20 protein-coding genes are annotated in these 24,313 nt (G+C 70.0%); 11 read left to right on the top strand and 9 right to left on the bottom strand.

Going from position 1 to position 24,313, the window contains the following annotated elements:
- Together ABD932_RS12540 and ABD932_RS12545 are read left to right on the top strand one after the other, a co-directional pair.
- A partial coding sequence (locus ABD932_RS12540) for a LacI family DNA-binding transcriptional regulator (protein ID WP_345011794.1) occupies positions 1–651 on the top strand: 651 nt, incomplete at its 5' end.
- The gene (locus tag ABD932_RS12545; RefSeq protein WP_345011796.1) at positions 611–937 is read left to right on the top strand and encodes a hypothetical protein; all 327 of its coding nucleotides are present in this window, start codon (positions 611–613) and stop codon (positions 935–937) included. The genes ABD932_RS12540 and ABD932_RS12545, both read left to right, overlap by 41 nt.
- Here the strand turns inward: ABD932_RS12545 and ABD932_RS12550 are convergent.
- The 7 genes from ABD932_RS12550 to ABD932_RS12580 all read right to left on the bottom strand — a co-directional run bounded on the left by ABD932_RS12550 (position 819) and on the right by ABD932_RS12580 (position 11,923).
- On the bottom strand, positions 819–2,414 hold the full coding sequence (locus tag ABD932_RS12550; RefSeq protein WP_345011798.1) for a carboxylesterase/lipase family protein: 1,596 nt from the start codon (positions 2,412–2,414) through the stop codon (positions 819–821). The genes ABD932_RS12545 and ABD932_RS12550 overlap by 119 nt on opposite strands.
- Before the next feature lie 110 nt (positions 2,415–2,524).
- Positions 2,525–3,772 carry an alginate lyase family protein gene (locus tag ABD932_RS12555; protein ID WP_345011800.1) on the bottom strand — a complete coding sequence of 416 codons (1,248 nt, stop codon included), beginning with the start codon at positions 3,770–3,772 and terminating at the stop codon, positions 2,525–2,527.
- Between the two features lie 27 nt (positions 3,773–3,799).
- On the bottom strand, positions 3,800–7,153 hold the full coding sequence (locus ABD932_RS12560) for an alginate lyase family protein (RefSeq protein ID WP_345011802.1): 3,354 nt from the start codon (positions 7,151–7,153) through the stop codon (positions 3,800–3,802).
- Positions 7,150–8,676, bottom strand: a complete 1,527-nt coding sequence (locus ABD932_RS12565) for a glycosyl hydrolase family 28 protein (protein WP_345011805.1) — start codon at positions 8,674–8,676, stop codon at positions 7,150–7,152. The genes ABD932_RS12560 and ABD932_RS12565 overlap by 4 nt, the downstream gene beginning before the upstream one ends.
- A 33-nt stretch (positions 8,677–8,709) precedes the next feature.
- Positions 8,710–9,573, bottom strand: coding sequence for a carbohydrate ABC transporter permease (locus tag ABD932_RS12570; protein WP_345011808.1), 864 nt, complete (start codon positions 9,571–9,573; stop codon positions 8,710–8,712).
- Positions 9,570–10,571 (bottom strand): carbohydrate ABC transporter permease, encoded by a 1,002-nt coding sequence (locus ABD932_RS12575; RefSeq protein ID WP_345011810.1) that lies wholly within the window; start codon positions 10,569–10,571, stop codon positions 9,570–9,572. Before ABD932_RS12575 ends, ABD932_RS12570 begins: the two co-directional genes overlap by 4 nt.
- On the bottom strand, positions 10,568–11,923 hold the full coding sequence (locus ABD932_RS12580) for an extracellular solute-binding protein (protein ID WP_345011812.1): 1,356 nt from the start codon (positions 11,921–11,923) through the stop codon (positions 10,568–10,570). Before ABD932_RS12580 ends, ABD932_RS12575 begins: the two co-directional genes overlap by 4 nt.
- Before the next feature lie 514 nt (positions 11,924–12,437).
- Here ABD932_RS12580 and ABD932_RS12585 point away from each other — a divergent pair.
- The 7 genes from ABD932_RS12585 (at position 12,438) to ABD932_RS12615 (ending at position 21,275) form a co-directional block, all read left to right on the top strand.
- Complete coding sequence (locus tag ABD932_RS12585) at positions 12,438–13,451, top strand: hydroxyacid dehydrogenase (protein ID WP_345011814.1); 1,014 nt, start codon at positions 12,438–12,440, stop codon at positions 13,449–13,451.
- A gap of 328 nt (positions 13,452–13,779) precedes the next feature.
- On the top strand, positions 13,780–14,871 hold the full coding sequence (locus ABD932_RS12590) for a LacI family DNA-binding transcriptional regulator (protein ID WP_345011816.1): 1,092 nt from the start codon (positions 13,780–13,782) through the stop codon (positions 14,869–14,871).
- 391 nt (positions 14,872–15,262) lie between these two features.
- Positions 15,263–16,600, top strand: coding sequence for an ABC transporter substrate-binding protein (locus ABD932_RS12595; protein WP_345011818.1), 1,338 nt, complete (start codon positions 15,263–15,265; stop codon positions 16,598–16,600).
- Positions 16,601–16,613: 13 nt separating this feature from the next.
- On the top strand, positions 16,614–17,498 hold the full coding sequence (locus ABD932_RS12600; protein ID WP_345011820.1) for a carbohydrate ABC transporter permease: 885 nt from the start codon (positions 16,614–16,616) through the stop codon (positions 17,496–17,498).
- The gene (locus ABD932_RS12605) at positions 17,498–18,436 is read left to right on the top strand and encodes a carbohydrate ABC transporter permease (protein WP_345011822.1); all 939 of its coding nucleotides are present in this window, start codon (positions 17,498–17,500) and stop codon (positions 18,434–18,436) included. Before ABD932_RS12600 ends, ABD932_RS12605 begins: the two co-directional genes overlap by 1 nt.
- Complete coding sequence (locus tag ABD932_RS12610) at positions 18,433–20,028, top strand: glycoside hydrolase family 43 protein (protein WP_345011824.1); 1,596 nt, start codon at positions 18,433–18,435, stop codon at positions 20,026–20,028. Before ABD932_RS12605 ends, ABD932_RS12610 begins: the two co-directional genes overlap by 4 nt.
- A 191-nt stretch (positions 20,029–20,219) precedes the next feature.
- Positions 20,220–21,275, top strand: a complete 1,056-nt coding sequence (locus ABD932_RS12615) for a LacI family DNA-binding transcriptional regulator (RefSeq protein ID WP_345011826.1) — start codon at positions 20,220–20,222, stop codon at positions 21,273–21,275.
- A gap of 18 nt (positions 21,276–21,293) precedes the next feature.
- Here the strand turns inward: ABD932_RS12615 and ABD932_RS12620 are convergent, their stop codons facing one another.
- Positions 21,294–22,103 (bottom strand): class I SAM-dependent methyltransferase, encoded by an 810-nt coding sequence (locus ABD932_RS12620; RefSeq protein WP_345012002.1) that lies wholly within the window; start codon positions 22,101–22,103, stop codon positions 21,294–21,296.
- Between the two features lie 33 nt (positions 22,104–22,136).
- Positions 22,137–22,466: an SRPBCC family protein gene (locus ABD932_RS12625; protein ID WP_345011828.1), complete on the bottom strand. Its 330-nt coding sequence runs from the start codon at positions 22,464–22,466 to the stop codon at positions 22,137–22,139.
- Positions 22,467–22,513: 47 nt separating this feature from the next.
- Here ABD932_RS12625 and ABD932_RS12630 point away from each other — a divergent pair, with 47 nt between their 5' ends.
- Both ABD932_RS12630 and ABD932_RS12635 read left to right on the top strand, forming a co-directional pair.
- Positions 22,514–22,969, top strand: coding sequence for a LysR substrate-binding domain-containing protein (locus tag ABD932_RS12630; RefSeq protein ID WP_345011831.1), 456 nt, complete (start codon positions 22,514–22,516; stop codon positions 22,967–22,969).
- Between the two features lie 164 nt (positions 22,970–23,133).
- The gene (locus tag ABD932_RS12635; RefSeq protein ID WP_345011833.1) at positions 23,134–24,291 is read left to right on the top strand and encodes a ferritin-like domain-containing protein; all 1,158 of its coding nucleotides are present in this window, start codon (positions 23,134–23,136) and stop codon (positions 24,289–24,291) included.
- Positions 24,292–24,313: the final 22 nt, after the last annotated feature.

Raw genomic sequence — 24,313 nt, forward strand, 5'->3', positions numbered from 1 at the left:
GACACCCCCGAGTACCGCGAGCGCACCCGCCGTATGGCCGACTCGCTGGCGTCGGCGGGCTCCCGGCTGGTGCTGTGCGGACGGCCGCCCCTCGGCCCCGGCGCTCCCGTCACCGTCATCGAGTACGACAACGAGGGCGGGGCCTACGCCCTGGTCGCCCACGTCCTGACCCAGGGCCACCGGCGCGTGCTGTTCCTCGGCGGCAAGCCCGACCACACCACCGCCCAGGGCCGTGAGCGCGGCTATCTCGCCGCCCATCGCGCCCGCGGCCTGGAGCCCGACCCGGCGCTGCTCCTGCACGGCGACTTCACCCGCGACGCCGGGCACCGCCTGATGCGCAAGGCCCTGGAGCAGGGGCTGGAGTTCACAGCCGTGGTCGCCGCCACCGACATGGTCGCCGCCGGCGCGCTCACCGCCCTGCACGAGGCGGGCCTGGACGTGCCCGGCGACGTCTCGCTGGCCGGCTACGACGACATCCCCTTCGCCCGCGACCTGCACCCCGCCCTGACGACCGTCCACGTCCCCTACGAGGAACTGGGCCGCCTCGCCGTACGCACCGCGCTGGGCCGCACCCCGGAGAACCCGGACGAGCACCTGCTGCTGGGCACCCATGTGGTGGTACGGAACTCGGTCGCACCGCTCGACACGTAGAGCGGGGACGCCGAGGGCCTGCAACTGCAACGGTACGCGACCGGCGTGTACGAGGCCGGCGGCGGACGCGTCCCGGCCCGGCACCCCCTTCGACGAGCTCACCCTCCCCGACGGTGCCCGGCTGACCGCTCGGCACGATCCGGACCTGCTGGGTGGCATGAGCGTCGTCAGTGCCGACGGACTGCGCCGGGGAGCCGCAGCCGCCGTACGACCGACCGCAGTTCCGTACTACGCGTGGGCGAACCGTCCGGCAGGGCCGCTGCGGGTGTGGATTCCCCGGGTCTGACGGGCGCGGCGGCGGCCCACAGGGCGAGTTCGGCGTCGCGCGGGCCGTAGGCCGTGTGGGTCGGGCCGTCGCCGAAGACCCGCACCGGATGCGAGTCGTCCCACGTCTGCCACCCGGGGTCGCCCTCCTCCGCGAACCGCACCCAGGCCCGGTGCATCTCGTCCGCCAGCTCCTTCGGGGCGCCCTCACCGGCCAGCTTGCGGGACTCGGGGACCTCCCCGGTGTCGAAGACGAAGCCGAGCTCCAGGGCGTGGCAGGAGCCGAGGTCGGGGAGGGTGGAGGGCCAGGCGAACTCGTACACGTACGACGACCCGGGGTGGGCGTCGGCCAGGCGGTGCAGGGGGAGGCGGAGCAGGTGGTCGGTGACCATCTGGCCGACGATCTCGGCGGTGCCGGCCTCCGGGTGCAGGGTGCGGTAGCCGCGGGGCACGTCGGCGCCGACGCGGCAGCGGGCCATGGCCCCGGCGAGGGCGACCGCGCCGAGCCGGTCGATGCGCTCCAGGAGCCCGCCGGGCACCAGCCACAGCCGGTACTCGTCGCGGGTCCAGCCCGTCATCAGGTCGATACCGGAGGCGGCGGCACCCGCGTTGCCTTCGACGAGTGCCTCCAGCGGGTCACGGGGGACGATGTCGCCGTCGACGACGATCCCGAACGCGGGCCCGCCCACCACGGGACTGCTGAGCCGCCCCACCTCGGCCTGGGTGCGCAGCAGCAGCTCGCGGTCGACGTCCGCGAAGGCCGCGGCGGTGGCCGGGATCCTCAGCCGGGTGGCCATACGGCGCACCATCCGCCGTACCTTGTCCCGCTCGGCGGCCTCGGGCGGCCCGCTCTGCAGGATGGCCCGCCGGACCAGGCCCTGGGCCTGCGGGGCGGCGAGCAGCGCGCCGATGCTGATGGCGCCGGCGGACTGGCCGAACAGGGTGATGCGGGCGGGGTCGCCGCCGAACGCCTCGATCGAGGCGTGCACCCACTCCAGGGCGGCGAGCTGGTCGCGCAGGCCGGGGTTGGCGGGGGTGTCCGGGAAGAGGCCGTAGCCCTCGACGCCGAGCCGGTAGTTGACGGAGACGAGGACGACCCCGTCCCGGGCGAAGGCCAGCCCGTCGTACACGGGCATGCCCGCCGAGCCCCTGGTCAGGGCGCCGCCGTGCAGCCACACCATGACCGGGAGCCGGGCGCCGGGGCCCGGCTCGGGCGTCCAGACGTTGAGGTTGAGACAGTCGTCGCCGGGCACGTCGGGGTCGGACAGGTACTGCGCGAACGACTCGGAGTACGGGGGTTTCGGCGGGGTCGGCCCGAAGGCCCCGGCGTCCCGCACGCCGTCCCAGGGTTCCGGCGGCAGGGGCGGCCGGAACCTGTTCGGACCGAACGGGGGCGCCGCGTACGGGATGCCCCGGAACACCGCGACGCCGTGTTCGAACCGGCCCCGTACGGCACCGTATGGCGTGCTCACCACGGGGTCTGTCTGGACTGCCGTCATACGTCCACCAGCCTCCTCACCGCGCTCGTGCACCGTGAAGATCGGAGCAACTCATTGTGGCCCGATATTCCGGCGCACGAGCGGATGTGAGGGCTATTCGGCGTACACGGCTACTTGGCGTACATCAATGTGCCGAAGCCGAGCTGGTCGTAGCCGCCGCTGGTGGAGCCGTAGTCACCGCCCCCGCCCTCCGGACGGACCTGCTCGGCCATGGCGGTGATGTAGGGAACGGACAACCCCCGTCGCCGTGCGTAGTGGTAGTGGAGGATGTCCCACACCGGACGGAGCTGCCCACGGCTCGCGGCCGAGACCGCCGTGTGGCTCTGCTGGGCGCAGTTCTGCCCGGTGCCCCAGGTGTACGTCGTGAACGGCACGTCCTGGCCCAGGTTGTACTTGGCGACGTACTGGGCGGCCTTCATGAAGCGGTTGCTGTCGTAGCCGTACAGGTCCTCGCCCTGTGACCAGGCCATCTCGCAGAAGGCACCCATCAGGCCGATGCCCATGACGCTGTGGCCCTGGTCGCGGCCCGACTCCTGCCACTGTGCCAGGCCCTCGCTGTCGTACACGAACGGGACGGCCTTGCGGATCGCGCCGTTGCCCGCGCCGTTCTTGAAGTAGTTCACCGCCTGGTCGTACTTGGCCCCGTCGTCGCACAGGATCCCGATCGCGAGGATCGAGTTCATGTTGCACAGGTCCCAGTTGGCCCAGTAGTTCGTGATGCAGGCGTCGTTGTGCTCGTTGAGGAACCGGTTGTTGAGCGGGTAGAAGACGTTGAGCATCATCGTCTTGAACCGGTCCAGGTCGAATCCGCTGTAGCCGCGCATGAGTTCGGCGGCGTTGGCGAACTGGTAGCCGTAGATACCGGCGGCGAGGTAGCGGTCGGCGTTGCCGGTCACCGTGGTGAGGGTGCCCGACCAGGCGTTGAGGATGCGGACCGCCGCGTCGCCGTGGGCGGTGGTGCCCGCGACCTTCCAGCGCAGGGCGTTCTGGTAGGCGGCGTGGATGTCGTTGTACAGGATGCCGTAGTTCTGGCCCGTGCCGCCGCGGATGATCGTGGCCTGCGGGTTCGGCTGCCAGGTGCTCGCGGAGTGGGAGTTGGCGGTCAGGCGGTTCCAGCCGGACAGCCACGGGTCGTCGCCCGCGGCGACCCGGACCTTGGCCCGGTTGAGCTCACCGTAGGCGTGCAGCATGCCGGGGTGGGTGAAGGCGGCCGGGGCCGCCTCGGCCGGGGCGCCCGTGAGGGCGGCGGCCGAGGCGCCGACGGCGAGGGCGGCGGTGAGACCGCCGGCGGCCTTGAGCAGACCGCGGCGGCTCAGCTCGCCCTGTTCGGCGGGCCGGTGGGGGGAAGTGCGGCTCATCTCGTGCGACTCCAATCCGTGGGGGGATCAGTCGGTGGTGATACTCACCTCGTCGAACTCGGTGGTGCAGCGGGCCAGTTGGTCGCGGGAGCAGACCACGAGGCCCACGTGATAGGGGGCGTCACCGAACCCGGGGATCTCGCCGGTGGCGAGGGTGGTCCAGGTGGCGCCGTCATCGGTGGACAGGGCTGCGGTGAAGGCGGTCCCGGCGCGCTTCAGCCGCAGCAGGTTGGGGAGGGAGGCCGTGCCGTTGCCGGTGAAGGCCGACTTTCCGGCGACGGTCGTGCGCAGCATGAGCTGCGCGGTGGTCCCTCCGGTGACGATCGCCCCGGCAGCCTGGTCGAACGGCGACAGCGACTTGGCCATCAGCAGCCCCACCCGGTCGGCACTCGCGCCCGTGCGGGAGACGAGCCGGGCGGTGATCTCGCAGTCGCCGGTGACGGGCCGTCGTACGAACTGTCCCGTCATTCCCTGGTTGTTGACGGTGAGATCGACGCCCGCGCCGCGCACGGTGAAGGTCCCGCCGTCGTACGACGTGCTGCCCGGCGTACGGATCGCGACCACGCCCAGCGTCCCGAAGGCGCGCTCGTCGAGGACCGGATCGCCGAGGTCGCCGTAGGTCCAGGGGGTCGGCGGGGGTGTGCCGACGGTGAGGGTGAGCGGTCCGGTGCCGTCGCCCGCCGCGTTGCCCGCGGTGGTGGTGACGGTGAACTCGCCGGTCTCCGTGGGCGTTCCGCAGATCAGGCCGGTGCGCCTGTCGAGGCGGAGGCCCTCGGGCAGACCGGCCGCGGTGAACCGAACCGGCTCGTGCGAGCCCCGCAGGAGGTGGCGGAAGGGGACGCCCTTGTTGCCGAACGCGGTGGCCGCGGACGCCAGTCGGGGCACGCCCGGGGACGGCATCCGTGCGGAGGCCGGATCGGAGAGCGGGCCCCGGCCGCCGGAGTTGGTCTTCGCCACTGCGTAGTGGTACGTCGTCCCCGGGGTGCCGGTGGCGTCCGCGTACCGGAGGCGGGTGCCGAAGCCGACCGGGCCGATGCCGGTCGCGATCGTCTCGTAGGGACCGTGGGCCGCGCTCGACCGCAACACCTTGTAGCGGGCGGAGAGGTCGGGGTCGGTCCAGGCCAGCTCCACCGCGTCGGCGCCGGTGGACGCCGTCAGGCCGGTGGCGGTGCGGGTGGGACGGGACACGGACCACACCTCGCCGTGCGCGGCCGAGGTGACCGTGACGTTGTCGAAGGCGCCGGTGCCGGTCTCGGCGTACTGCGCGTCGACGCCGAGGCATGAGGTGAGGACCAGGCCCGCGTACACGGTCTGCCCCAACTCGACTTCGCTGGAGCCGACTTGGGTCCACCGGATGCCGTCCGGGGAGATCGCGCCCGTGCAGCGGCGGCCCTTGCGGGTCACCCGCACCCAGTAGGGCGCCCGCAGCCGGTAGCCGTCGCCCGCGCCCTCGACGTACGGGGCCTCCAACGGGGTCGCCGACTCGGGCAGCTCGCCGAGGTCGGAGATCGGGAAGGAGGCGTTCACGGTGATCGCCTGCTGCTGGGAGGGCGGGACGGGGGTGGATCCGGTGGCGGAGACAGCGGCCCCGGTCTCGGGCCGTACGGTCCACACGCCGCTCCAGGTGTGCAGCGGCAGCCCTTGGATGAGCATCGAGGCGTGCGCGGCGTCCGCGTCGAGGGAGTCGCGCAGGGTGACGCCGATCTTGGCGTACTGCGAGCTGAGCGGGAACACGATCCGCGCGGTGACCGTGCCGTCGCCGCGCAGTGGCAGGTGGACGCAGCGGTAGGTGTCGGCGGTGCCGGACGCCTCCAGGACGAACCGTTCACCGTCGAAGGCGGCCGAGCCGGGGATCCTCATCTCGCCGATGTCCTGCGTGGACCAGGGGGTGGGGAGCCCGGCGGTGGCGGCGACCGGGCTCGATTCGGTGCTGCTGCCCTGCGCGTTGGCGGCCGTGACCGTGTAGTAGTACGTCCGCCCCGCGCGTACGCCGGTGTCCCTGTACTCCGGCTCGTCGGTCCCGGCGGCGATCTCCTCGTACGGCCCCTCGGGACGGCTCGCGCGACGGACGGTGTACGTCATCGCCCACGCGGACGGCAGCCAGGCCAGCGTGACGGCGGCGGAGTCGCCGAGGGCGGTGACGCCGGTCGGGGTCGTCGGCGCGGTCGGTGACGGCGGCTTCGTCCCGGCGTCGGTGAAGGTGCCGAAGCCGGGCAGGTCGTCGTTGCTGCCCTCGACGAAGCGGGCGCCGCCGGTGCCACGGAAGACGGCCGCCTCGGTGTACGGGGTGTCGAGGCCGCGTACGCCGGCGTAGTGGGCGTAATACATCTCGTAGACCGGCGGCAGCGTGCCGCGGACCTTGTCGGAGACGGTCGTCTTGATGTACTTGCCGGTGCGGTCGAGGTCGGGGGTGAAGGGGACGTCGCCGCCGAGGTTGTAGCGCGCGGCGTACTCGGCGTTCGCGAGGATGCGATTGCCGTCGAAGCCCCACAGGTCGACGCCCTGGTTCCAGGCGACCTGCGCGGCGTCGCCCATCAGGCCGACGGCGAGCTGCTCGTGGCCCTGGTCGCGGCCGCTCTCCTGGCCCTGGCCCGATTCGGCGACGACCCGGTTCCGGACGCTGCCGTTGCCGGCCCCGGCCACGGCGAACCGCAGCGCGTCCTCGAAGAGGGTGCGTTCCTCGCAGAACACGCCGATGGCCAGGACGGACTGAATGGCCGTCAGATCCCAGTTGCCGTTGGCGTAGAGCATGTAGCCGGAGATCGCCGGATACCAGACGTCGAGGAAGGACCGCTCGCAGCGGGTGATGTCCGCGTCCGCCCAGCCGTCGTAGCCGCTGTACCGCAGCAGCTCGGCCGCGTTGACGAACTTGAAGACCTGGAGGCCCGCGCCGAGCGGTCCGTCGGCGCCGGTGACCATGGTCAGGGACGCCGACCAGGCGTCGAGGATGTCCCGGGCCTTGTCGGCGTGGGCGCGGTTTCCGGTGACGCACCACATGAGGGCGTTCTGGTAGGCGGCGGCCGAGTCGGCGACGGCCTGGTTCTGGAAGTTGGTGGGGCCGCGGCCCCAGGACGTGATCTGACCGGTGTTCTGGACGGCGTACGTCGACTTGGAGCGGGCGTGGGCCGCGAACGCGAGGTAGCCGTCGTGGACCGGGGACTCCTGCGCGGCGACCGCCGCCTTCATACGGGCGAGGTCGTCGGCGGTGTGCAGCAGTCCCGGATGGGTGAACGCTCTCGTGCCGGTGCGGTTCTCCGCCGCCGCCCTGACGGTACCGGGCAGGAGCAGTCCGCTCGTGCCCGACGCCGGCAGCAGGGCGGCCGCGGCACCGCCGAGGAAGCCTCGGCGGCTCGGTGCGGGGGTGCTTCGCGCGGTGCTCATGACGCGGCGGCCGCCTCGGCCTCGGCGGTGGTGATGAACTTGAGGTTCGTCACGTGCTCGTTGGAGAACCACTGCATCGCGTCGGTGGTGTAGTACCAGCTCGGCTTCTTCATCGAGTCGGCGATGACCGTGCCGTTGATCACCAGGTTCTCGAAGGTGACGTTCTTGATGGCGTGCTCGGCGTCGTAGCCGAGGAACAGGGACGGCTTGGCGTTGGTGCCCGTGTAGGTGAGGTTCTTGACGTAGACGTCCTCGATGCCGCGGCCGACCGAGGTGTTGTACTTCGTGTTGTACATCACCTTCATGTAGATGACCTGGCCCCAGCGGAAGTCCTCGATCCGTATGTCCTCGATACGGACGTTCTTGATCAGGTTGGCGTCACCGGGGTTGAGGGCGATGCAGCCCTGGTAGTTCATCTGCGGCTCGCGGTGGTCGCAGATGTCGATGTTCCGGAAGGCGAGGTTCTCCAGGACCTCGGGGCTGTCGGTGTTGCCGTGCGTGCCCACGTTGATGGGGTGGGCGACGTCCGCCCAGAGGGTGGAGTTCTTGACGGTGACGTTCTTGGTGTCTCCGTAGTAGTCCCAGCGGTGGGTGTAGATCGCGATGCAGTCGTCGGAGTTACGCATGAAGACGCCGTCGATCGTGACGTTGGTGCTGGAGAAGACGTCGATGCCGTCGCCCCAGCCCTTGGAGCTGAACGCGCACATGCCGTTGATGGAGACGTTGGTGCACATGCCCATCTGCACGGCGTAGCCGTTGGGGTTGAGCATGGTGACGGCGCCTATGGAGATGCTCTTCGAACTGACGATCAGAGCTCCGCCCGCCTTCGCCCCGGCGAGCACGCCGCGGCCGATGAGCCGGGCGTTCTCCACGTCCTGGAAGACGACCGTCGCCTTGAGCAGGGCACCACCGTGGACGTACACGGTCTTTCCGGATGGGACGTTCAAATAGCCGTCGGGCGTGGTGTGGACGCCCGGGCCGAAGTAGATGACGTCGGGGTCGTCCTCCTTCGGCCGCTTCTTCTCGATCTCGCGAGCGAACAGCTGCAGACAGTCGAAGAGGTCGTCATTGATCTGGACGACGATGTTGCGGGGTCTGTCCAGGGTGAACCGGAGCGTGTCGGCGAGGACTTCGGGCTTGATGCCGTACGAGTCCGGCCGCACCCGCACCTTCTGCACCCCGCCCTTGATGTACGTCACCTCGGCCTCGACCTCACCGCAGAAGTCGAAGTAGGCGAGGGAGGAGTTGAACTGCTTCTTGCTGCCCGTGGTGGGGTTGATCTCCGCGAGGGTGGGCCGGTAGACGCCGAGTGTCTGCCAACTGCCGCCGGGGACACGGACCTTGACCGTGAAGCTTCCGGTGTTGACCGGGGCACCGGAGGGCACCGGGTAGGTCACCAGCTGCGGCTCCGCCGCGGCCTCCTCCGCCCGGGCCGCCGTGGCCGACAGGTTGGTGAGACCGGCGGCGAGGACGGTGGCGCCTGCTGCCTGGAGGGCGGTGCGGCGGGACAGGGGCGTGTTCATACGGGGCTCCTAACAACGGGTCGGCAAGAGGGGCTACTTGAGCCCGGACGTGGACATCCCGGCGACGAAGCCGCGCTGGGCGATGAGGAAGATCAGCAGGATGGGGACGACGTACATCACGGACGCGGCGGCCTGGAGGTGGGTCAGGGGCTGGCCGCCGGTGGTGACGTAGGTGGACATCACGGCGACGGCCAGTGTCGACCTGTCGGTGGAGAGCAGCAGCTGCGGCGCGATGTAGTCGCCCCAGGTCCAGGTGAAGGCGATCACGAAGCCGGCGCTGAGCACCGGCCAGGACTGCGGCAGGAAGATCCGCCAGAAGATCGCCGTGTAACCGCAGCCGTCGACGATGGCGGCCTCCTCCAGCTCGCGGGGCAGTCCGGCGAAGAACTGCCGGAAGAGGAAGACCAGATACGGGGCGGACGACAGACCCCACAGCACCCACGGCCAGTACGTGTCGACCATGCCGAGCTTGGCGAAGATCAGGTAGGTGGGCAGCAGGGTGATCATCTGGGGCAGCATCATCGAGCCGAGCAGGATGCCGAACAGCCACTTCTTGCCGGGCGCGTCGAGGCGCGCGAAACCGAAGCCGACCCAGGCCGAGCTGAGGGTGACGAGCACGCCGTAGATGACGGCGATGATCAGGGAGTTGCGGGCGTAGCCGAGGAAGTCGATCTGGTTGAAGGCGTCGGCGAAGTTGTGCCATTGGACGTGCTCGGGCAGCCAGTGCACGGGCGCCGCGGCCAGTTCCTCCGGTGCCTTCAGGCCGGTGAGGAGCAGCCAGCCGAAGGGGCCGAGGAACAGCCCGGTGACGACGACGAGGACCGTGTAGAGGACGAGGCGGTCGGTGCGTATCCGCACGCGGGCCGGCGACTTGGGGGTCAGGCTGGTGGCGGTCACTTCTTCGCCTCCGGGTCGACGTTGTAGAACACCACACCGGACGTGAACTTGAAGATGAGGCCGGTCGCGATGAGGATCAGGACGAAGAGCACCCACAGCAGTGCGGAGGCGTAGCCGTAGCGGCCGAGCGCGAAGTACTGCGCGAACACGTGGATCATGTAGAGGTAGTTGGACTGCGGGACCGTGGTGACGCCGCCCGTGGTGCTGATCGGGGCCAGCAGCAGCGGCATGATCGTCTGCACCGAGGCGATCACCCCGGTCACGGTCTGGAACAGCAGCACCGGCGACAGCAGCGGCACGGTGATGCTGCGGAAGGTCCGCCAGGCGCTCGCGCCGTCGATACGGGCCGCCTCGTGGAGTTCGCGGGGGACGTCCTGGAGCCCGGCCAGCGAGATGATCATGATGTTTCCGGCGCCCCACAGCACGGTCATGATGAGCACGTAGCGGGCGTAGGGGTCGGCCAGCCAGCCGATGGCGTCGAAGCCGAACAGCGTCAGAACACCGTTGGTGGCACCGGCGTTCTGGTCGAAGAGGTTCTTGAAGGCGATACCGGCACCCACCGGCGGCACCACGGCCGGCAGATACAGCAGGGTGCGGAACAGCCCGCGCGCTCTCAGCGGCCGGTTGACCAGGACGGCGAGCCCCAGCCCCGCGACGATCGACAGCGGCACCGAGGTCACCGCGAACAGGCCCGCCCGGCCCAGGGCGTCCCAGGTCACCGAGTCGTTCAGCAGCTCGCGGTAGTTGCCGAGGCCGACGTACTTCCAGTTGGGCGAGATCCCGTCGAACGTGGTGAAGCTCAGCCACAGCGCGTACACCATCGGCACGATGGTCAGCAGCAGGAACCCGATGATCCAGGGCGAGGTGAACAGGTAGAACGCGCGGTGCCTGCGTGCGGTCATCGAGGACCGGGGCCGTTCGGCGGACCGGGCCCGGCCTGTGCTCGTGGTCGGGCGAGCGGTCCGGTCCGCGACGGAGGGGATCTGTCCGGTCGTCATCCCACCTGCTCCTTACCGCGCTTGAGCTGCTCGTTGATGACCGAGTTCAGATTCCCGGCGAGGGTGTCGACGGAGATGTCGCCCTTCATCGCGGCCGGGGCGGCCTGGTTGAAGAGGGCTTCGAAGGAATCCCCCGTGGTGTACGGGGAGAAGGCGACCACCGAGAAGTGCTTCAGCTCGTTCTCCTGCACCTTCAACGCCCGCTTCTGGTGGTCCTCCTGGGCGGGCATCAGCGACCGCAGGGACTTCAGGGTGGGGATGCCCCAGCCGCCGGAGGCACGGGACCCGGCCGGGGCCTCGCCGAAGAACCACTCGAAGATCCGCCACGCGGCGTCCTTGTTCTTCGCCTTCCTCGGCATCCACAGACCGGTGCCGCCCTGGCAGGCACTGATGCGCTCACCGCCCGCGAACATCGGGGCGGGCGCCAGCCGGGAGACCTCAGCCAGCTTCTTGTCGGTGCCGATCATGCCGCCCAGCCAGTAGCCGTTGTTCGACATGGCCAGCCGCCCCGCCTGGAAGGTCGGTCCGTCCCAGCCGTTGGGGTCGGGCTGGATGGAACTCGGCCCGACCTTGGTCTTGCAGTACTCGATGTACCAGGCCAGCGCTTTACGGGCCTCGGGCGTGGTGAAGTCGACCCGGGAGAAGTCGTCGCTGAAGAGGCTGCCGCCGGCCGACGCGGTCAAGGTCGTCAGGAGCGTGGCCTTGGTCAGCCCGTTGTAACTCCCGCCGAAGACGGTCGTCTGCCCCTTGGAGCGCTGGACCAGTTGCCGGGCGTTCTCCAGCCACTCCTCGTAGGTGACCGGCTCGGTCTCCGGCGGATAGTCGAGGCCCTTCCTGTCGAAGGCCGAGGTGTTGTACCAGAACATGGAGTCCTGGGAGAAGTCCTTCGCCATGCCGTAGCGGGGGCCCTTGCCCTGCGTCTTCCCGTCGTAGCGCCACAGGTCGTTGACCGGGTCCAGGTCGTCGAGCCGCAGCACGGTGCTCCGGGCGAAGTACGAGTCCAGCTCCTGCATCACGTCGCGGGCCGCGAAGTACGCCGCGTCCTGGGCGCCCACACCCCGCACGAGGTCCGGCGGGTTGCCGCTGGTGAGCATCGCGATCAGCTTGGTGATGTCGAACTCCACCCGCCTGATGGTGATGCCGGTGTCCTTCAGGGCCTGCTTGACCAGGTCGGGCGTGATGTCGTCGGGCTTGACCATCATCGTGACGGTCTCCCCCGAGCCGCCCTCGACCCCGTTGGACACCAGCAGGGCACAGCCGCTGAGCGCCGCCGCGCCGGCCGCGGCCCCGCCCGCGGAGAGGCTGAGAAATCGGCGGCGACTCAGCGGGGCACCGGCATGTGGGCGTCGCATGAGCGCACCACCTCCTGCTCTGTCCGTTCGGGATCTCGACCACGGACCCGTCCCGGATCCATCCACCGGCCGGAATCCGGCCGTATGGCAACCGGTTGCCGTGGCGTTGGGGCAGAGCTTCTTGCGGCCCGGAAACGGCGTCAAGAGCCTTGACGAATTTTCGAAAAGACTGTGTAACCTCGGCTTCACCGTGAAGAGGGCCTTGCGAGGCCTTGGAAACGGCCCCTGATCTGCAGAGTTGCTGGAGGTTCGGGCGGCGGGTTCGATCCGGATGACGGGAACCGGTTGCCACGATGTTCGACGGGACGATGCGGCGCTTCGGCACTGAAACGCCCGGGAAAGCCGGGAAACCGATTTCGGTACGGCACCCCCAGAACGCCGACGCATCGAGCAGCCCGTCGCTCACGCGGTCGGAAACCCGGCCTGTCGACCTGGTGATTGACCGGCCCTCCCGGCAGATCTACGGTAGAAGGCGTTTTCTGAAAATGTTTCCGTCCAGTGTCTCAGGAGAGCCATGCCCAGCCCGCTCCCACCGAGGGCCGTGTTCGCGATGGATCCGGTGCACCTCCCCCTGCTCTTCCCCCCGCCGCTGATGACCCGGCTGAGGCAGACGTCCGAGCTCGACCCGGCGCTCGTCGTACGGGACTTCACCGACCCGGCCACCGCCGAGGTCCTCGCCCGCACCGAGGTGCTGATCACCGGCTGGGGCTGCCCCCGCCTCGACGCGGACGTCCTCACCGCCGCGCCCGAACTGCGGGCGGTGCTGCACGCCGCCGGCTCGGTACGCTCACTGGTCGGCGACGCCCTGTGGAAGGCCGGTGTCGTCGTCTCCAGCGCCGTGACCGGCAACGCACTGCCGGTCGCCGAGTACACGCTGGCCATGATCCTGCTCGCCGGAAAGGACACCTTCACCCACCGGGAGCGCTTCCGCACCACGCACACCTATCCGACCCACGCCGAGACCGCCGCCACCGGCAACGTCGGGCGCCGCATCGGCGTCATCGGCGCCTCCCGGGTCGGCCGACGATTGCTGGAGCTGTTGCGGCCGTTCGACTTCACGGTGCTGCTGCACGACCCGTACGTCAGCGCCGCCGAGGCCGCCGAACTCGGTGCCGAGCTGCTGTCACTGGAGGACCTGCTGCGGCACAGCGACATCGTCAGCCTGCACGCGCCGGACATCCCCGAGACGTACCGGATGCTCGACGCGGACCGGCTCGGGCTGATCCGCGACGGCGGGGTGCTGATCAACACGTCCCGGGGTGCGCTGATCGATCCCGAGGCGCTGACGGGCGAACTTGTTTCCGGGCGGCTGTACGCGGTGCTCGACGTGACCGAGCCGGAGCCGCTGCCTGCGGGGTCGCCGCTGTATCACCTGCCCAACGTGTTTCTCACGCCCCATATCGCCGGGTCGCTGGGGAACGAGCTGGAGCGGCTGGGGCGGATCGTGGTGGAGGAGTTGGAGCGGGTGGTGGGGGGTGCGGGGCTGGTGCATGAGGTGCGGTTGGCTGATTTGGCTCGGGTGGCTTGAGGGGGTGGCGTGAGGGGTTGTTGTCGTGAGGGGGTTACGGGGCGAGTCCTGCAGCTGGGGTGCCGAATCTCTTGCTCTTTCGCCTACGGGGCGCCATATGCCGGTGTCGTTGGGACAGTGGCTGTTGGTGGGCACTTGCCCGGCGTTGGTGCGGCTCCTGTGGGCCCGCGTCCGAGGCGCCGACCTCCCCGTCGGCCGACACTCAGCGCTGCGCACACCTCGGCGGCCACCCCACCCCCACCCCCACCCCCATACAGGCAAAGCGCCCCGGAGAAACCATGGGATACGGTTTCCGTGAGGCAGGTGCGACGGTGAAGGAGCCGCAAGGGTGAGTCAGCGCAAGGCGTCCGGTGACGCCGGTCGGGCCACCATCCGGGACGTGGCGGAGCGCGCGGGCGTCTCCGTCGCCAGCGTGTCGCGCGTGCTGTCCGGCAACTACCCGGTCTCGGAGGACCTGCGCCGCCGGGTGATGAAGGTCGTCCGGGACCTGGACTACGTCACCAACGCCCACGCCCGCTCCCTGGCCGGCGGTGGTACGCCCACCGTGGCCATCCTCATCAACAACATCACCGGCGCCGCGTTCGCCCATGTGGCGAAGGGCGTCGAGGGCGCGGCCACCCTGCGCGGGTGGCTCTCGCTGGTGGGTACCACCGGCGACGATCCCGAGCGGGAGCTCGCCCTGGTCAACCTCATGCGCCAGCAGGGTGTCGCCGCCGTGGTGCTGCTCGGCGGCGCCTACGACTACGACGAGTACCAGCTGCGCATGGCCCGGTTCGCCCGCTCCCTCGATGCCGCCGGATCCCATCTGGTGCTGGTGGGCAGGCCTCCACTGGAGGGCGACGTGCCGGCGACGACGGTGGACTACGACAACGAGGGCGGCGCCTACGCCATGGCCAGCCACCTGCTGTCGGCCGGCCACCGGCGGGTTCTCGTGCTGCCGGGACACGCCGAACTCACCACCGCCCAGGGGCGCTTGAGAGGCGCACAACGTGCCTTCGAGGCGTACGGGGTGCCGTTCGAGACGGACCTGGTGCGGCATGGACCGTACGACTACGAGCACGGGTACGAGGCCGTCGAGGCGGCGTTGGAGGAGACACCCGACTTCACCGCGGTGCTCGCGGGGACGGACGTCGTCGCCGCGGGCGCCATGCAGGCCCTGCGCGCGGCGGGACTGCGGGTGCCCGAGGACGTCTCGATCGTCGGCTACGACGACATTCCGCTCGCTTCCCAGCTCACGCCCCAACTCACCACCGTGCACGTGCCGTACGAGGAGATGGGCCGGGTCGCGCTGCGTGCCGTCGCCGACCGGCGCGAAGGTGCCGCGGGTCGCCGTCGGGGCAGCGACGGCGACCATCTGGTCCTGGGCACCCATGTCGTCGTACGCAACTCCGTACGGCCCCCGGCCGCCAGACGCGACTGACGGGCGTTGTTCGCTGCCGGAAGCGAACGTTTCGTAAGCGTTTTCCCAGGCCTTTCCCAAGCCGCGACGGCCACCTCGGGAGCGCTCCCCATCCCTTGCACGCGTTCTGCCGGATAGCCTCTGACCTGTGGTTATGTCTCCGGTCGCGGCCGGGACCCCGTGCCTGCCCGGAGATAACTCCGCGGGCAACCCGCCGTAACAAATTTCCGCGCACCTCTTGCTATGACCCGAACCGTCGGCCTACCGTCCCTGCAACCGCTTACTACAGCTTCTGCTTGGCCGACTCCCCGCAACCGCGAGCCGACGGTTTCCGGCCGCCGTTCCTGGCCAGCACGACAGAGCCGCCGTCCTCTCGTTCTGAGAACGCCCAATTCCGAAGGATCACGGTCAGATGAACTTCACCAGCCCCCGGAGAAGGTTCGCCTCCGCCGCCGTCGCGGGTATCGCCCTGACAGGTCTGCTCGCCGCATGTGGCGGGAACGACTCCTCGGACTCCGACTCCAAGGCCTCCGGCCCGGTCACCCTCGACTTCTGGGGCTGGGCCAACGGGCAGGAGGCCGTCGTCAAGGCGTTCAACGCCTCGCACAAGGACGTCCAGCTCAAGTACACGAAGGTCACCGACCAGCTGACCATGCAGAAGCAGCTGACCAACGCGGTCAAGGCGGGCAACGCGCCGTGCCTGCTGCAGAACACCGGTGAGTATGTGACCAGTTGGGTCTCGCAGGGTGCGCTCGCCGACATCACCCAGTACGTCGAGGCGGACAAGGACAAGTTCAACGCGGGCTCGTGGGCGACCGGGCAGGTGCAGGGGAAGGCGTACGGGGTGCCGACCGCCTCGGCGCCCGCCTTCACCATCTACCGCACCGACCTCTTCGCGAAGTACGGGCTCAAGGCCCCGGCGACCTGGGACGACTTCATCGCCGCGGGCAAGGAGCTGAAGAAGCACGACATCAAGATCACCAACTACGCCGGTGAGGACCCGAGCACCCTGGAGGTGCTGGCCATGCAGGCCGGGGCGCACTGGTACGGCATCGACGGCGATTCGTGGGTCGTGAACTTCCAGGACGCGGGCACCCTCAAGGCCGCGAAGGTGATCCAGGAGATCATCGACAACGACCTCAACTCCAAGCTGTCCTTCGCCGATTACGCCGCCGTGCAGCGCAACTACGACAACGGCGGCACCGCGACCCGGCAGATCTCCACCTGGCAGATGTCCGGCATGGTGCAGAACTTCACCAAGTCCTTCGGCGACTGGGCGCTGTCCCCCTGGCCGACCTTCAAGGGCGAGGCGGCCAAGACACCGGCCGGGACCAACCAGAGCGGCAACCTGACGCTGGTGACCGAGGGCTGCGAGTACAAGGAGCAGGCCGCCAAGGCGGCGCTGTGGATGTCGACCGACACGGGGGCCGTGAAGACCATGGCGAGTCCCGAGACCGGCAGTGGTGTGATGCCGGCGCTCGCGGACAGCGACTCGTATGTCGCCGAGGCGATCTCCGACAAGCTGCTCGGGAAGAACTACGAGCCCGCGAAGAAGGTCGTGACCGACAGCCTGGGCACCGTCACCACCGACTGGACCTTCGGGCCGAACTGGACCGCGATGTTCACCGAGATGCAGGACGAGTGGGCCGCGGTCGTCAGCAAGAAGCAGAAGGTCACCGACCTGCTCGCGCACATGCAGGAGTGGACGGTCAACGACCTGAAGCAGCGCGGCATCAGCGTCAAGGGCTGAGGCGGCGGACTCGATGATTCGCTCGCAGCGCTGGAAGGGTGCCGCCTTCACGGTGCCCTTCCAGCTCGGCTTCGTCTTCCTGTATCTGCTCCCGATCGGCTACGCGGTCTACCAGTCGCTGTTTCTGCAGAAGCAGTCCGGGCTCGGGCTGGGCGGTGCGACCACGGAGTTCGTCGGCCTGGAGAACTACCGGAACGGGCTCACCGACTCGGCGTTCATGACCTCGATCCTGCGGGTCGTGCTGTTCGCCTGTGTGCAGATCCCGTTCATGCTGCTCGTCAGTCTGGTCCTGGCGCTGTTCCTGGACGCGGTCAGCGCCAAGGTGGCCGGGCGGTTCCGGATTCTGCTGCTGGTGCCGTACATGATCCCCGGCGTCGTCGCCGCCCTTGTGTGGATCAACCTGTACAGCCCCGAGGTGGGGCCGCTGACCCCGCTCGGTGAACTGTTCGGGTTCGACTGGAACTTCTTCGCGCCGTCCATGGTGTGGCCGGCCATCGGCAATCTGCTGACCTGGCACGGCATCGGCTACAACATGGTGATCATCTACGCCGCTCTGCAGGCCGTGCCGCGCGATCTGTTCGAGGCCGCCCGGCTCGACGGTGCCTCCGAGCTGCGGATCGCGCTGAGCATCAAGATCCCGTTCGTGCGCGGGGCGCTCGTCCTGACGGCGCTGCTGTCGATCATCCAGATGCTGCAGATCTTCAACGAGCCCGCGCTGTTCCGGAACGTGACTCCGCAGACCGTCAGCGACAGCTTCACCCCGATCATGATCATCTACAACCAGGCGTTCAACGCCGGCAACTACCACTACGCCGCGACCCTTTCGGTGCTGCTCGCCCTGATCCTCGGTGTCGTGTCCTTCCTCTTCTACCGGCTGACCTCGAGGGAGGCGGACTGATGGCGCTGACCGCCAACCGCAAGGAGAACGGCACCAGGACCGCGGCCGCGCCGCCCGGCGGGGGTGGCATCCGTCGGCGTACGCGACCCGATCCGGCCGCACGCTCCCGAGGCGGGCAGCGCTTCCTGCTGCTCGGTCTCGTCCTGGCCAGTGTCTACAGCATGTTCCCGGTGTACTGGCTGATCATCGCCGCGACCAAGGACCGGGTGGGGCTGTACCAGAGCAACGGGCTGTGGTTCTCGGGCTGGCATCTCTGGGACAACCTGCAACAGGTGTTGACGTACGACGACGGCATCTTTCTGCGCTGGACCGCCAACTCGTTGCTGTACGCCGGTGTCGGCTCGCTCGCCGGCACGCTCATCGCCCTCGCCACGGGCTACGGCCTCGCGCGCTTCGACTTCCCCGGGCGGGGTGTGGTGTTCGCGGCCGTGGTGGGGTCGTACCTGATCCCGATCGCGCTGCTCACCCTGCCGCTGTACCTGCTGTTCTCGGCGATCGGCATGGTCGACACCCCGTGGGCGATGCTGATCCCGTGTCTGATCAACCCGTTCAGTGTCTATCTGGCCAAGGTGTACACCGAGGCCACGATCCCGTTCGAGCTGCTGGAGGCGGCCCGCATCGACGGCGCCGGTGAGCTGCGCATCTTCTTCAGCATCGTGCTGCGGATGATGACGACGGGCGGTGCGACGGTCTTCCTGCTCGCCTTCGTCAACACCTGGAACGCCTTCTTCCTGCCCCTGACCGTGCTGCGCGGCGAGGAGAACTGGACGCTGAATCTCGGTCTGTACAACTGGTCCGGCAAACGCCTGGAGTCGGGCATCGACGTGACCAGTCTCGTCCTGACGGGTGCGCTGCTGTCCATCATCCCGATGGCGATCATGATGGTCGCCATGCGGCGCTACTGGCGGAGCGGCGTGACCTTGGGAGCCCTGAAGTGACCCTGCTGCACAACCCCGTCATCCGCGGTTTCGCTCCGGATCCTTCCCTGGTCCGGGTCGGCGACTTGTACTACGTGGCGACGAGTTCGTTCGAGTGGTTCCCGACCATCCCCATCCACCGCTCCCGGGACCTCGCCCACTGGGAGTACGCGGGTCATGTGCGCGGCGCCGTCCCCGGCGACTCCCTGGCCGGGGTCCCCGACTCCGGCGGCATCTGGGCGCCGTCGCTGAGCTGGGACGGGGAGCGGTTCTGGATGGTCTACTCCGTGGTGCGCTCGGTGGGCACGCCCTACTTCGACGTGGACACCTACGTCAGTACGGCCACCGAGGCCGGCGGCGAGTGGACGCCGCCGCGTCGACTCCCGAGCCACGGATTCGACCCCGCGCTCTTCCATGAAGAGGGGCGGCTGTGGCTGCTCAACCTCCAGAACGACCATCGCCCCGGTGGCCGGCGTTTCGCCGGGATCGTGCTGACCGAGCTGGATCGGGACACCCTGAGCCAGGTTGCGGACACCCACCTGCTGCTGCAGCACGAACGGCTCATCGAGGGCCCGAAGCTGGTGCGCCGGGACGGCTGGTACCACCTGGTCCTGGCCGAAGGGGGAACCGGTTTCGAGCACGGAGTGCGGGTGGCACGCAGCCGCGGTATCACCGGCCCGTACGATCTCGACGACCGCCCGCTGCTGACGTCCCGGGACGATCCGTCGCTGCCGTTGCAGAAGGCCGGTCACGGTGAGCTGATTCAAACGCCGGACGGCGACTGGGTGTTGAGTCATCTGGCCGCCCGTCCGCTGCAGACTCCCGACGGCCCGCGCTGCCCCCTCGGCCGGGAGACGGCGATCCAGGCGGTGACCTGGGACGAGGCCGGCTGGCCCCGGCTGCGGCATGGGGGCCCGCAGCCGGCGGTCGAGGTCGACGTACCGACACCGTCCGCGGAGCCGGAGCCGGAGCCACCACCGGCCGCTCCCGACGAGTCGTTGGGATGGCCCTGGAGCACCCTGCGCGGATACGCCGACCCCAGCTGGGCCGACACCACCTCCCGGCCCGGCTGGATCCGGCTGACCGGCCGGCACGGTCCCGAGTCGCGGTGGGCGCACAGTCTGCTCGCCCGGCGGATCACCGAGCACCGCGCGGAGGCGGAGGTCACGGTGGAGGCGAGTCCGCGCACGTTCACGCAGGCCGCCGGGCTGGTCCTGCGGTACGACTCGGAGGCGTATCTGAGCCTGGACCTCACCTGGGCGGAGCCCGAGGGTGAGGGGCAGCACGGACAGCAGTGGCGAGGGGGCGGCCGTACGGTGCTCAGCCTCGTGGAGCGGGAGGAGTTCGGCACCCGGCGGGCGGCGGTCGTGGAGGTGGACGCGAGCGCGCCGTTGACCTTGGGCGTGACGGTCGAGGACGGGCGGGCCCGGTTCTGGTACGTCCGCCAGGGCGTGCGCACACCGGTCGGGCCGCCGTTGGACTTCACCAGGCTGTCCGACGACTACGGCTCCAAGCTGCGCTTCACCGGGGCGATGGCGGGCATCCATGCCGTGGATCTCGTCGACGCCGCGTTCACGGCCGACTTCACGGGATTCCGCCTCACCTGCCGGTAGCCCCGACCCTGCTCGAAGTCCGGGCAGCGTCGGCCCCGTTCGAAGTTTCGAAAGCCAGAGTGCGTGCGGACCTTGCGAACTCCAGCCTCTTCCCGACTCATCGCGGTGAACCTAGGGTAGGAAGCGCTTACTGTTTCCGCGCTGGTCGAAACTTTTCATGGCCCTCGGGCGGGCCGGAGAGGTGGTTCCCGATGGTCCGTACGGGCAGTGCGAGCGTGGCGGCCGGGCCTACCCTGGCGGTCGTCGCGCGCGAGGCCGGGGTGTCCGTGCCGACCGCTTCCAAGGTGGTCAACGGCCGGGAGGACGTGGCCCCGGAGACCCGCCGCCGGGTCACCGAGGCGCTGGACCGGCTCGGTTATGTCCGCAGACCCCGCTTCGACGCGGCGAAGACACCGGGCCTGGTCGACCTCGTCGTGCACTCGCTGGACACCTCCTGGTCGGGTGCGGTGCTGCACGGGGTGGAGGCGGCGGCCCACGACGCGGGGCTGGAGATCGTGGTCTCCGCCGGGCTGACCCGTACCAGGGGCGCCCGTCCGGAGCGGGGCTGGCTGGACAAGCTGATCGCGCGCGGTTCGTCCGGGGTGCTGTTCAATCTGGCCGAGCTGACGGCGTCGCAGTACGCGTGGCTGGAGCAGCACCGCATCCCGTTCGTGATGATCGACCCGGTGCTGGAGCCTCCGCCGGGTGTGGTGTCGGTGGGCGCGGCGAACTGGCACGGCGGGGTGACCGCGACCGAGCACCTCCTGGCGCTCGGCCACGAACGCATCGCCGTCGTCGCCGGGCACCAGCGCAAGATGTGCAGCAACGCCCGGGTGGCCGGCTACCGCTCCGCGCTGGCCTCGGCCGGGATACGGCACCGTCCCGAGTACGTCCGGCACGCGGGCTTCGACGAGAGCGTCGCCCACCGCCGCACGCTGGACCTCCTCGACCTGCCCGACCCGCCGACGGCCGTCTTCGTCTGCTCGGACCGGATGGCCCTCGGCGTCTACCAGGCGCTGGCGGAACGGGGGTTGAGCGTGCCGGACGACATGAGCGTGGTCGGCTTCGACGACCTGCCGGAGGCCCGCTGGATCAGCCCGGCCCTCACCACGGTCCGCCAGCCGCTGTCGGAGATGGCGGCGACGGCGCTACGGCTGCTGGTGCGGATGATGGACGGGGACCGGCCGGAGAGTACGCGGACGGAGTTGTCGACGCGGCTGGTGGAGCGGAGCAGCACGGCGGTGCCGCGCCAGGGGTGGTCCGGTTGAGGTGTTCCCACCCGTGGCTCAGCCACGTGCTCGGGCGAGCAACGCGGCGTGGGGCAACGTGAGGACACCGTCCTCGTCGGCGAACTCCTCGCTGAAGAGGTCGAAGTGGCGCTTGATCTCGGCGCGGATCGCAGGGGTTTGGCTCTGTACCGTGCGGCCGCCGCACGCCACGCCGGCCGCAGGGCCGCTCCACCACTCCTCGGCGCTGGCCCGGTGGTCCCAGCGCAGGGTCTCGCAGACAGCCCCGCGCAGTCCTGCCGCGCCCATGAGGCCGGTGAGGCCGCTCTCGTCACGGGGGAAGTCGTCCTCCGGGGCCAGTCCGGCGGCGAGGTGCGGGGGACATACGGCGCCGGCGGCCTGGATCGCGCGGCCGAGCAGAGTCTGGCCCGGGGCCGGTGGCGCCGCCCAGATCGTCAGGGCGACCCAGCCGTTCGGCCTGACGACACGGCGCAGTTCGGCCAGGGCGAGCCGGGGCCGGCCGACGTGGTTCAGCACGAAGTTGGCCACGACCGCGTCGAACTCACCGTCAGCGAAGGGGAGTTCGGGGAGGACCGCGACCCGCACATCGGCCTCGGGTGCGGCTCGCGCGGCCAGCTCCACCATGGTCGGCTCCGCGTCCACGGCCGTCACCCGCGCACCCCGGGCGCACGCGGCGGCAGCGACCGTACCGGGCCCGGTCCCCACGTCCAACAGCCGTACGCCCTGCCCGACTTCAGCGACATCGAGCAGCCTCGGCACCGGATGGGCGCACAGTCTGGCGTAGCTCCCGGCATAAGCGGTCCCCCGGCCCGCCCACACCAGTCGCTCACTCTCGTCGAAGAGCGTCATCGACATCCGGCGCACCCCCGAGCTCGGTCAAGATCAACGTGTGGGCTCCATCTTCCCGGACGCGGCGCGGACGAGGCCGTCCAGCCATGCCTGGTGGCCGTTGAGCATCGGGGTGGGGCGCTCCTCGGCCAGCGCTGCGGCGGGCCGACCGATCTGGGTCTCCTGGGTCAGGACGCGGCCGCGGTCGCCGGGCAGGTCCTCCACCAGCCAGGCGTGCACACTGGAGCAGCAGACCGGACGGGAGCTGTTCACCCGGCTCCCGCGCGGTGTGGAACCCACCCCGTTCGCCCACGAACTCGACGCCCAGGTGTCGGCCCCGCTCGACTCGAACCGCTCCTCGAGGAGCTGCGCGCGGGCCGGCACGACCTGCTGATCGCCACCCGCCGCCCCGGGGCCGCGCCCTGCTCTTCGTGCCGCTCGCGGACGAGGAGTACGTGCTGGTCGCGGCGCCGCAATGGACGCCGCGCACCGGCGGCGCCCCGGCACCCGACGCCCTCTGCGCCCGGCTGAAGGACGTCCCGCTCGTCACCCACGCCGAGGACCTGCCCATCGTGCGCCGCTGCTGGCGGCTCGTCCTCGGCAAGCAGCTCACCGCCCAGGCCGCCGTCACCGTGCCCAACCTGTACGCGGTCGTCTCCGCGGTCGCCGCGGCCGCCGGCTACAGCGTCCTGCCCCGCTCCCTGTGCCAGGACCACCTCGCCGCGGAAACCCCTGGCCGTCCTGCGCGACCCGGAGAAGGCCCCGCTCAACACGCTGTTCCTCGTGCAGCGGCCCGGCGCCGACGCCAACCCCGACGTCCTCCGCGTCGTCGACACCCTCCGCCGGGCCGCGCTCGCCCGGTAGGAACCCGATTCCGAACGCCGTAACGGAACCCAAACGTTGGACCGACAGAGTGGTCGCTGGGCTTATCGGCCCGTATACCCCGGTAGCGATCATTTTGACTGCTAGCTTCGCGAGCTGTCGGAGGGGTCCCGGGGGCGTGCGAGCCGAGGCGGGACCATCGCTATGAGCTGAGGCGAGGGTGACGGGTATGAGCGAAGTGCCGGACAGGCCGGCGGTGGCTCCGTTCAAGCGCAGGAGTTTCCTGGCGTCGGCCGCGGTGGCGGCCGGAGCGCCGGCCGTGGTCGCCGGTCCCGCCCAGGCCGCCGCACTGCCGGAGAGCGGGCCGCTCGCCGAGCCCGCCCTCGGGTCCGTGGCGCGGCTGATGGCCGTTCCCGAGACCGGGCGCGGCGTCGAGTGGCTCAGGTCGTCCCTGCAGGTCGCCGTGGGACTCGAACTCGCCACCATCCCGCCGTACTTGTGCGGCTGGTGGTCGGTCAAGGACCGCCGCAGCGAGGTCGCGCGGATGATCCGGCGCATCGTCGGCGACGAGATGTTCCACCTGAGCATCGTCAGCAACCTGCTCGTGGCCGTGGGCGGAAGACCGCAGATCAAGGCCGCCGCGCCCGTCTTCCCCGGCCCGCTGCCCGGCGGTGTGCGGGCCGGCGTGAACGTCTACCTCTCGGGCCTCAGCAAGCCCTACGTCCGCGATGTGATGATGGCGATCGAGGCCCCTGAGGAACCCCTCACCCGCAACGCGCAGACCTCCCCCACCGTCGGCGAGTTCTACGCCGGGATGCTCAAGGCGTTCCTGACCGTGCGGCCGGAGCTGTCGGTGCGAGGACAGGTGTCCGAGCACGTCGGCGGCGACGACCTGCGGCCGATCGAGAACCTCGACCACGTCGAGCGCGCCATCGAGATCATCAGGGAGCAGGGCGAGGGCACCTCCGGTTCCCCGGCCGACCCCTACGAGGACGACGAGCGGGCGCACTACTACGCCTTCGGCGAGATCTACCACGGTCGTGAGCTGCGCGAGACCGAAGAAGGCTGGCGGTACGTCGGCGGGCCCGTGCCCTTCCCCGACGTGCGCCCCATGGCCCCGGTTCCGGTCGGCGGCTGGCCCACCCCCCAGGACGCCCATGTCCGCGGGCTCCTGTACCGGTTCGACGCGACCTACAGCACCGTGCTGGACACCCTCGACGCGGCCTGGTCCGGCGGCGGCCACCGCGCGCTGAACGCGGCCGAGCACGCCATGCGCGGGCTGGAGCGCCCCGCCGTGGAACTGATGGAGACCCCGATCCCCTACGCCCCGGGCCACACCTACGGCCCCCAGTTCCGCGCACTCCCCAGGCCGCCACGCGCTTCGTAGTACGGCAAGGGATCGGAGGGCC

This window comes from Streptomyces shaanxiensis, from assembly GCF_039537145.1.
Classification (GTDB): Bacteria; Actinomycetota; Actinomycetes; order Streptomycetales; family Streptomycetaceae; genus Streptomyces; species Streptomyces shaanxiensis.

Excerpts from the sequence above, each read along its gene's own strand:
- ABD932_RS12615 (WP_345011826.1), top strand. The coding sequence starts at position 20,220 with ATGGTCCGTACGGGCAGTGCGAGCGTGGCGGCCGGGCCTACCCTGGCG.
- ABD932_RS12585 (WP_345011814.1), top strand. The coding sequence starts at position 12,438 with ATGCCCAGCCCGCTCCCACCGAGGGCCGTGTTCGCGATGGATCCGGTG.
- ABD932_RS12575 (WP_345011810.1), bottom strand. The coding sequence starts at position 10,571 with ATGACGACCGGACAGATCCCCTCCGTCGCGGACCGGACCGCTCGCCCG.
- ABD932_RS12560 (WP_345011802.1), bottom strand. The coding sequence starts at position 7,153 with ATGAGCACCGCGCGAAGCACCCCCGCACCGAGCCGCCGAGGCTTCCTC.
- ABD932_RS12580 (WP_345011812.1), bottom strand. The coding sequence starts at position 11,923 with ATGCGACGCCCACATGCCGGTGCCCCGCTGAGTCGCCGCCGATTTCTC.
- ABD932_RS12555 (WP_345011800.1), bottom strand. The coding sequence starts at position 3,772 with ATGAGCCGCACTTCCCCCCACCGGCCCGCCGAACAGGGCGAGCTGAGC.
- ABD932_RS12620 (WP_345012002.1), bottom strand. The coding sequence starts at position 22,103 with ATGACGCTCTTCGACGAGAGTGAGCGACTGGTGTGGGCGGGCCGGGGG.
- ABD932_RS12545 (WP_345011796.1), top strand. The coding sequence starts at position 611 with ATGTGGTGGTACGGAACTCGGTCGCACCGCTCGACACGTAGAGCGGGG.
- ABD932_RS12565 (WP_345011805.1), bottom strand. The coding sequence starts at position 8,676 with ATGAACACGCCCCTGTCCCGCCGCACCGCCCTCCAGGCAGCAGGCGCC.
- ABD932_RS12600 (WP_345011820.1), top strand. The coding sequence starts at position 16,614 with ATGATTCGCTCGCAGCGCTGGAAGGGTGCCGCCTTCACGGTGCCCTTC.
- ABD932_RS12605 (WP_345011822.1), top strand. The coding sequence starts at position 17,498 with ATGGCGCTGACCGCCAACCGCAAGGAGAACGGCACCAGGACCGCGGCC.
- ABD932_RS12635 (WP_345011833.1), top strand. The coding sequence starts at position 23,134 with ATGAGCGAAGTGCCGGACAGGCCGGCGGTGGCTCCGTTCAAGCGCAGG.
- ABD932_RS12550 (WP_345011798.1), bottom strand. The coding sequence starts at position 2,414 with ATGACGGCAGTCCAGACAGACCCCGTGGTGAGCACGCCATACGGTGCC.
- ABD932_RS12595 (WP_345011818.1), top strand. The coding sequence starts at position 15,263 with ATGAACTTCACCAGCCCCCGGAGAAGGTTCGCCTCCGCCGCCGTCGCG.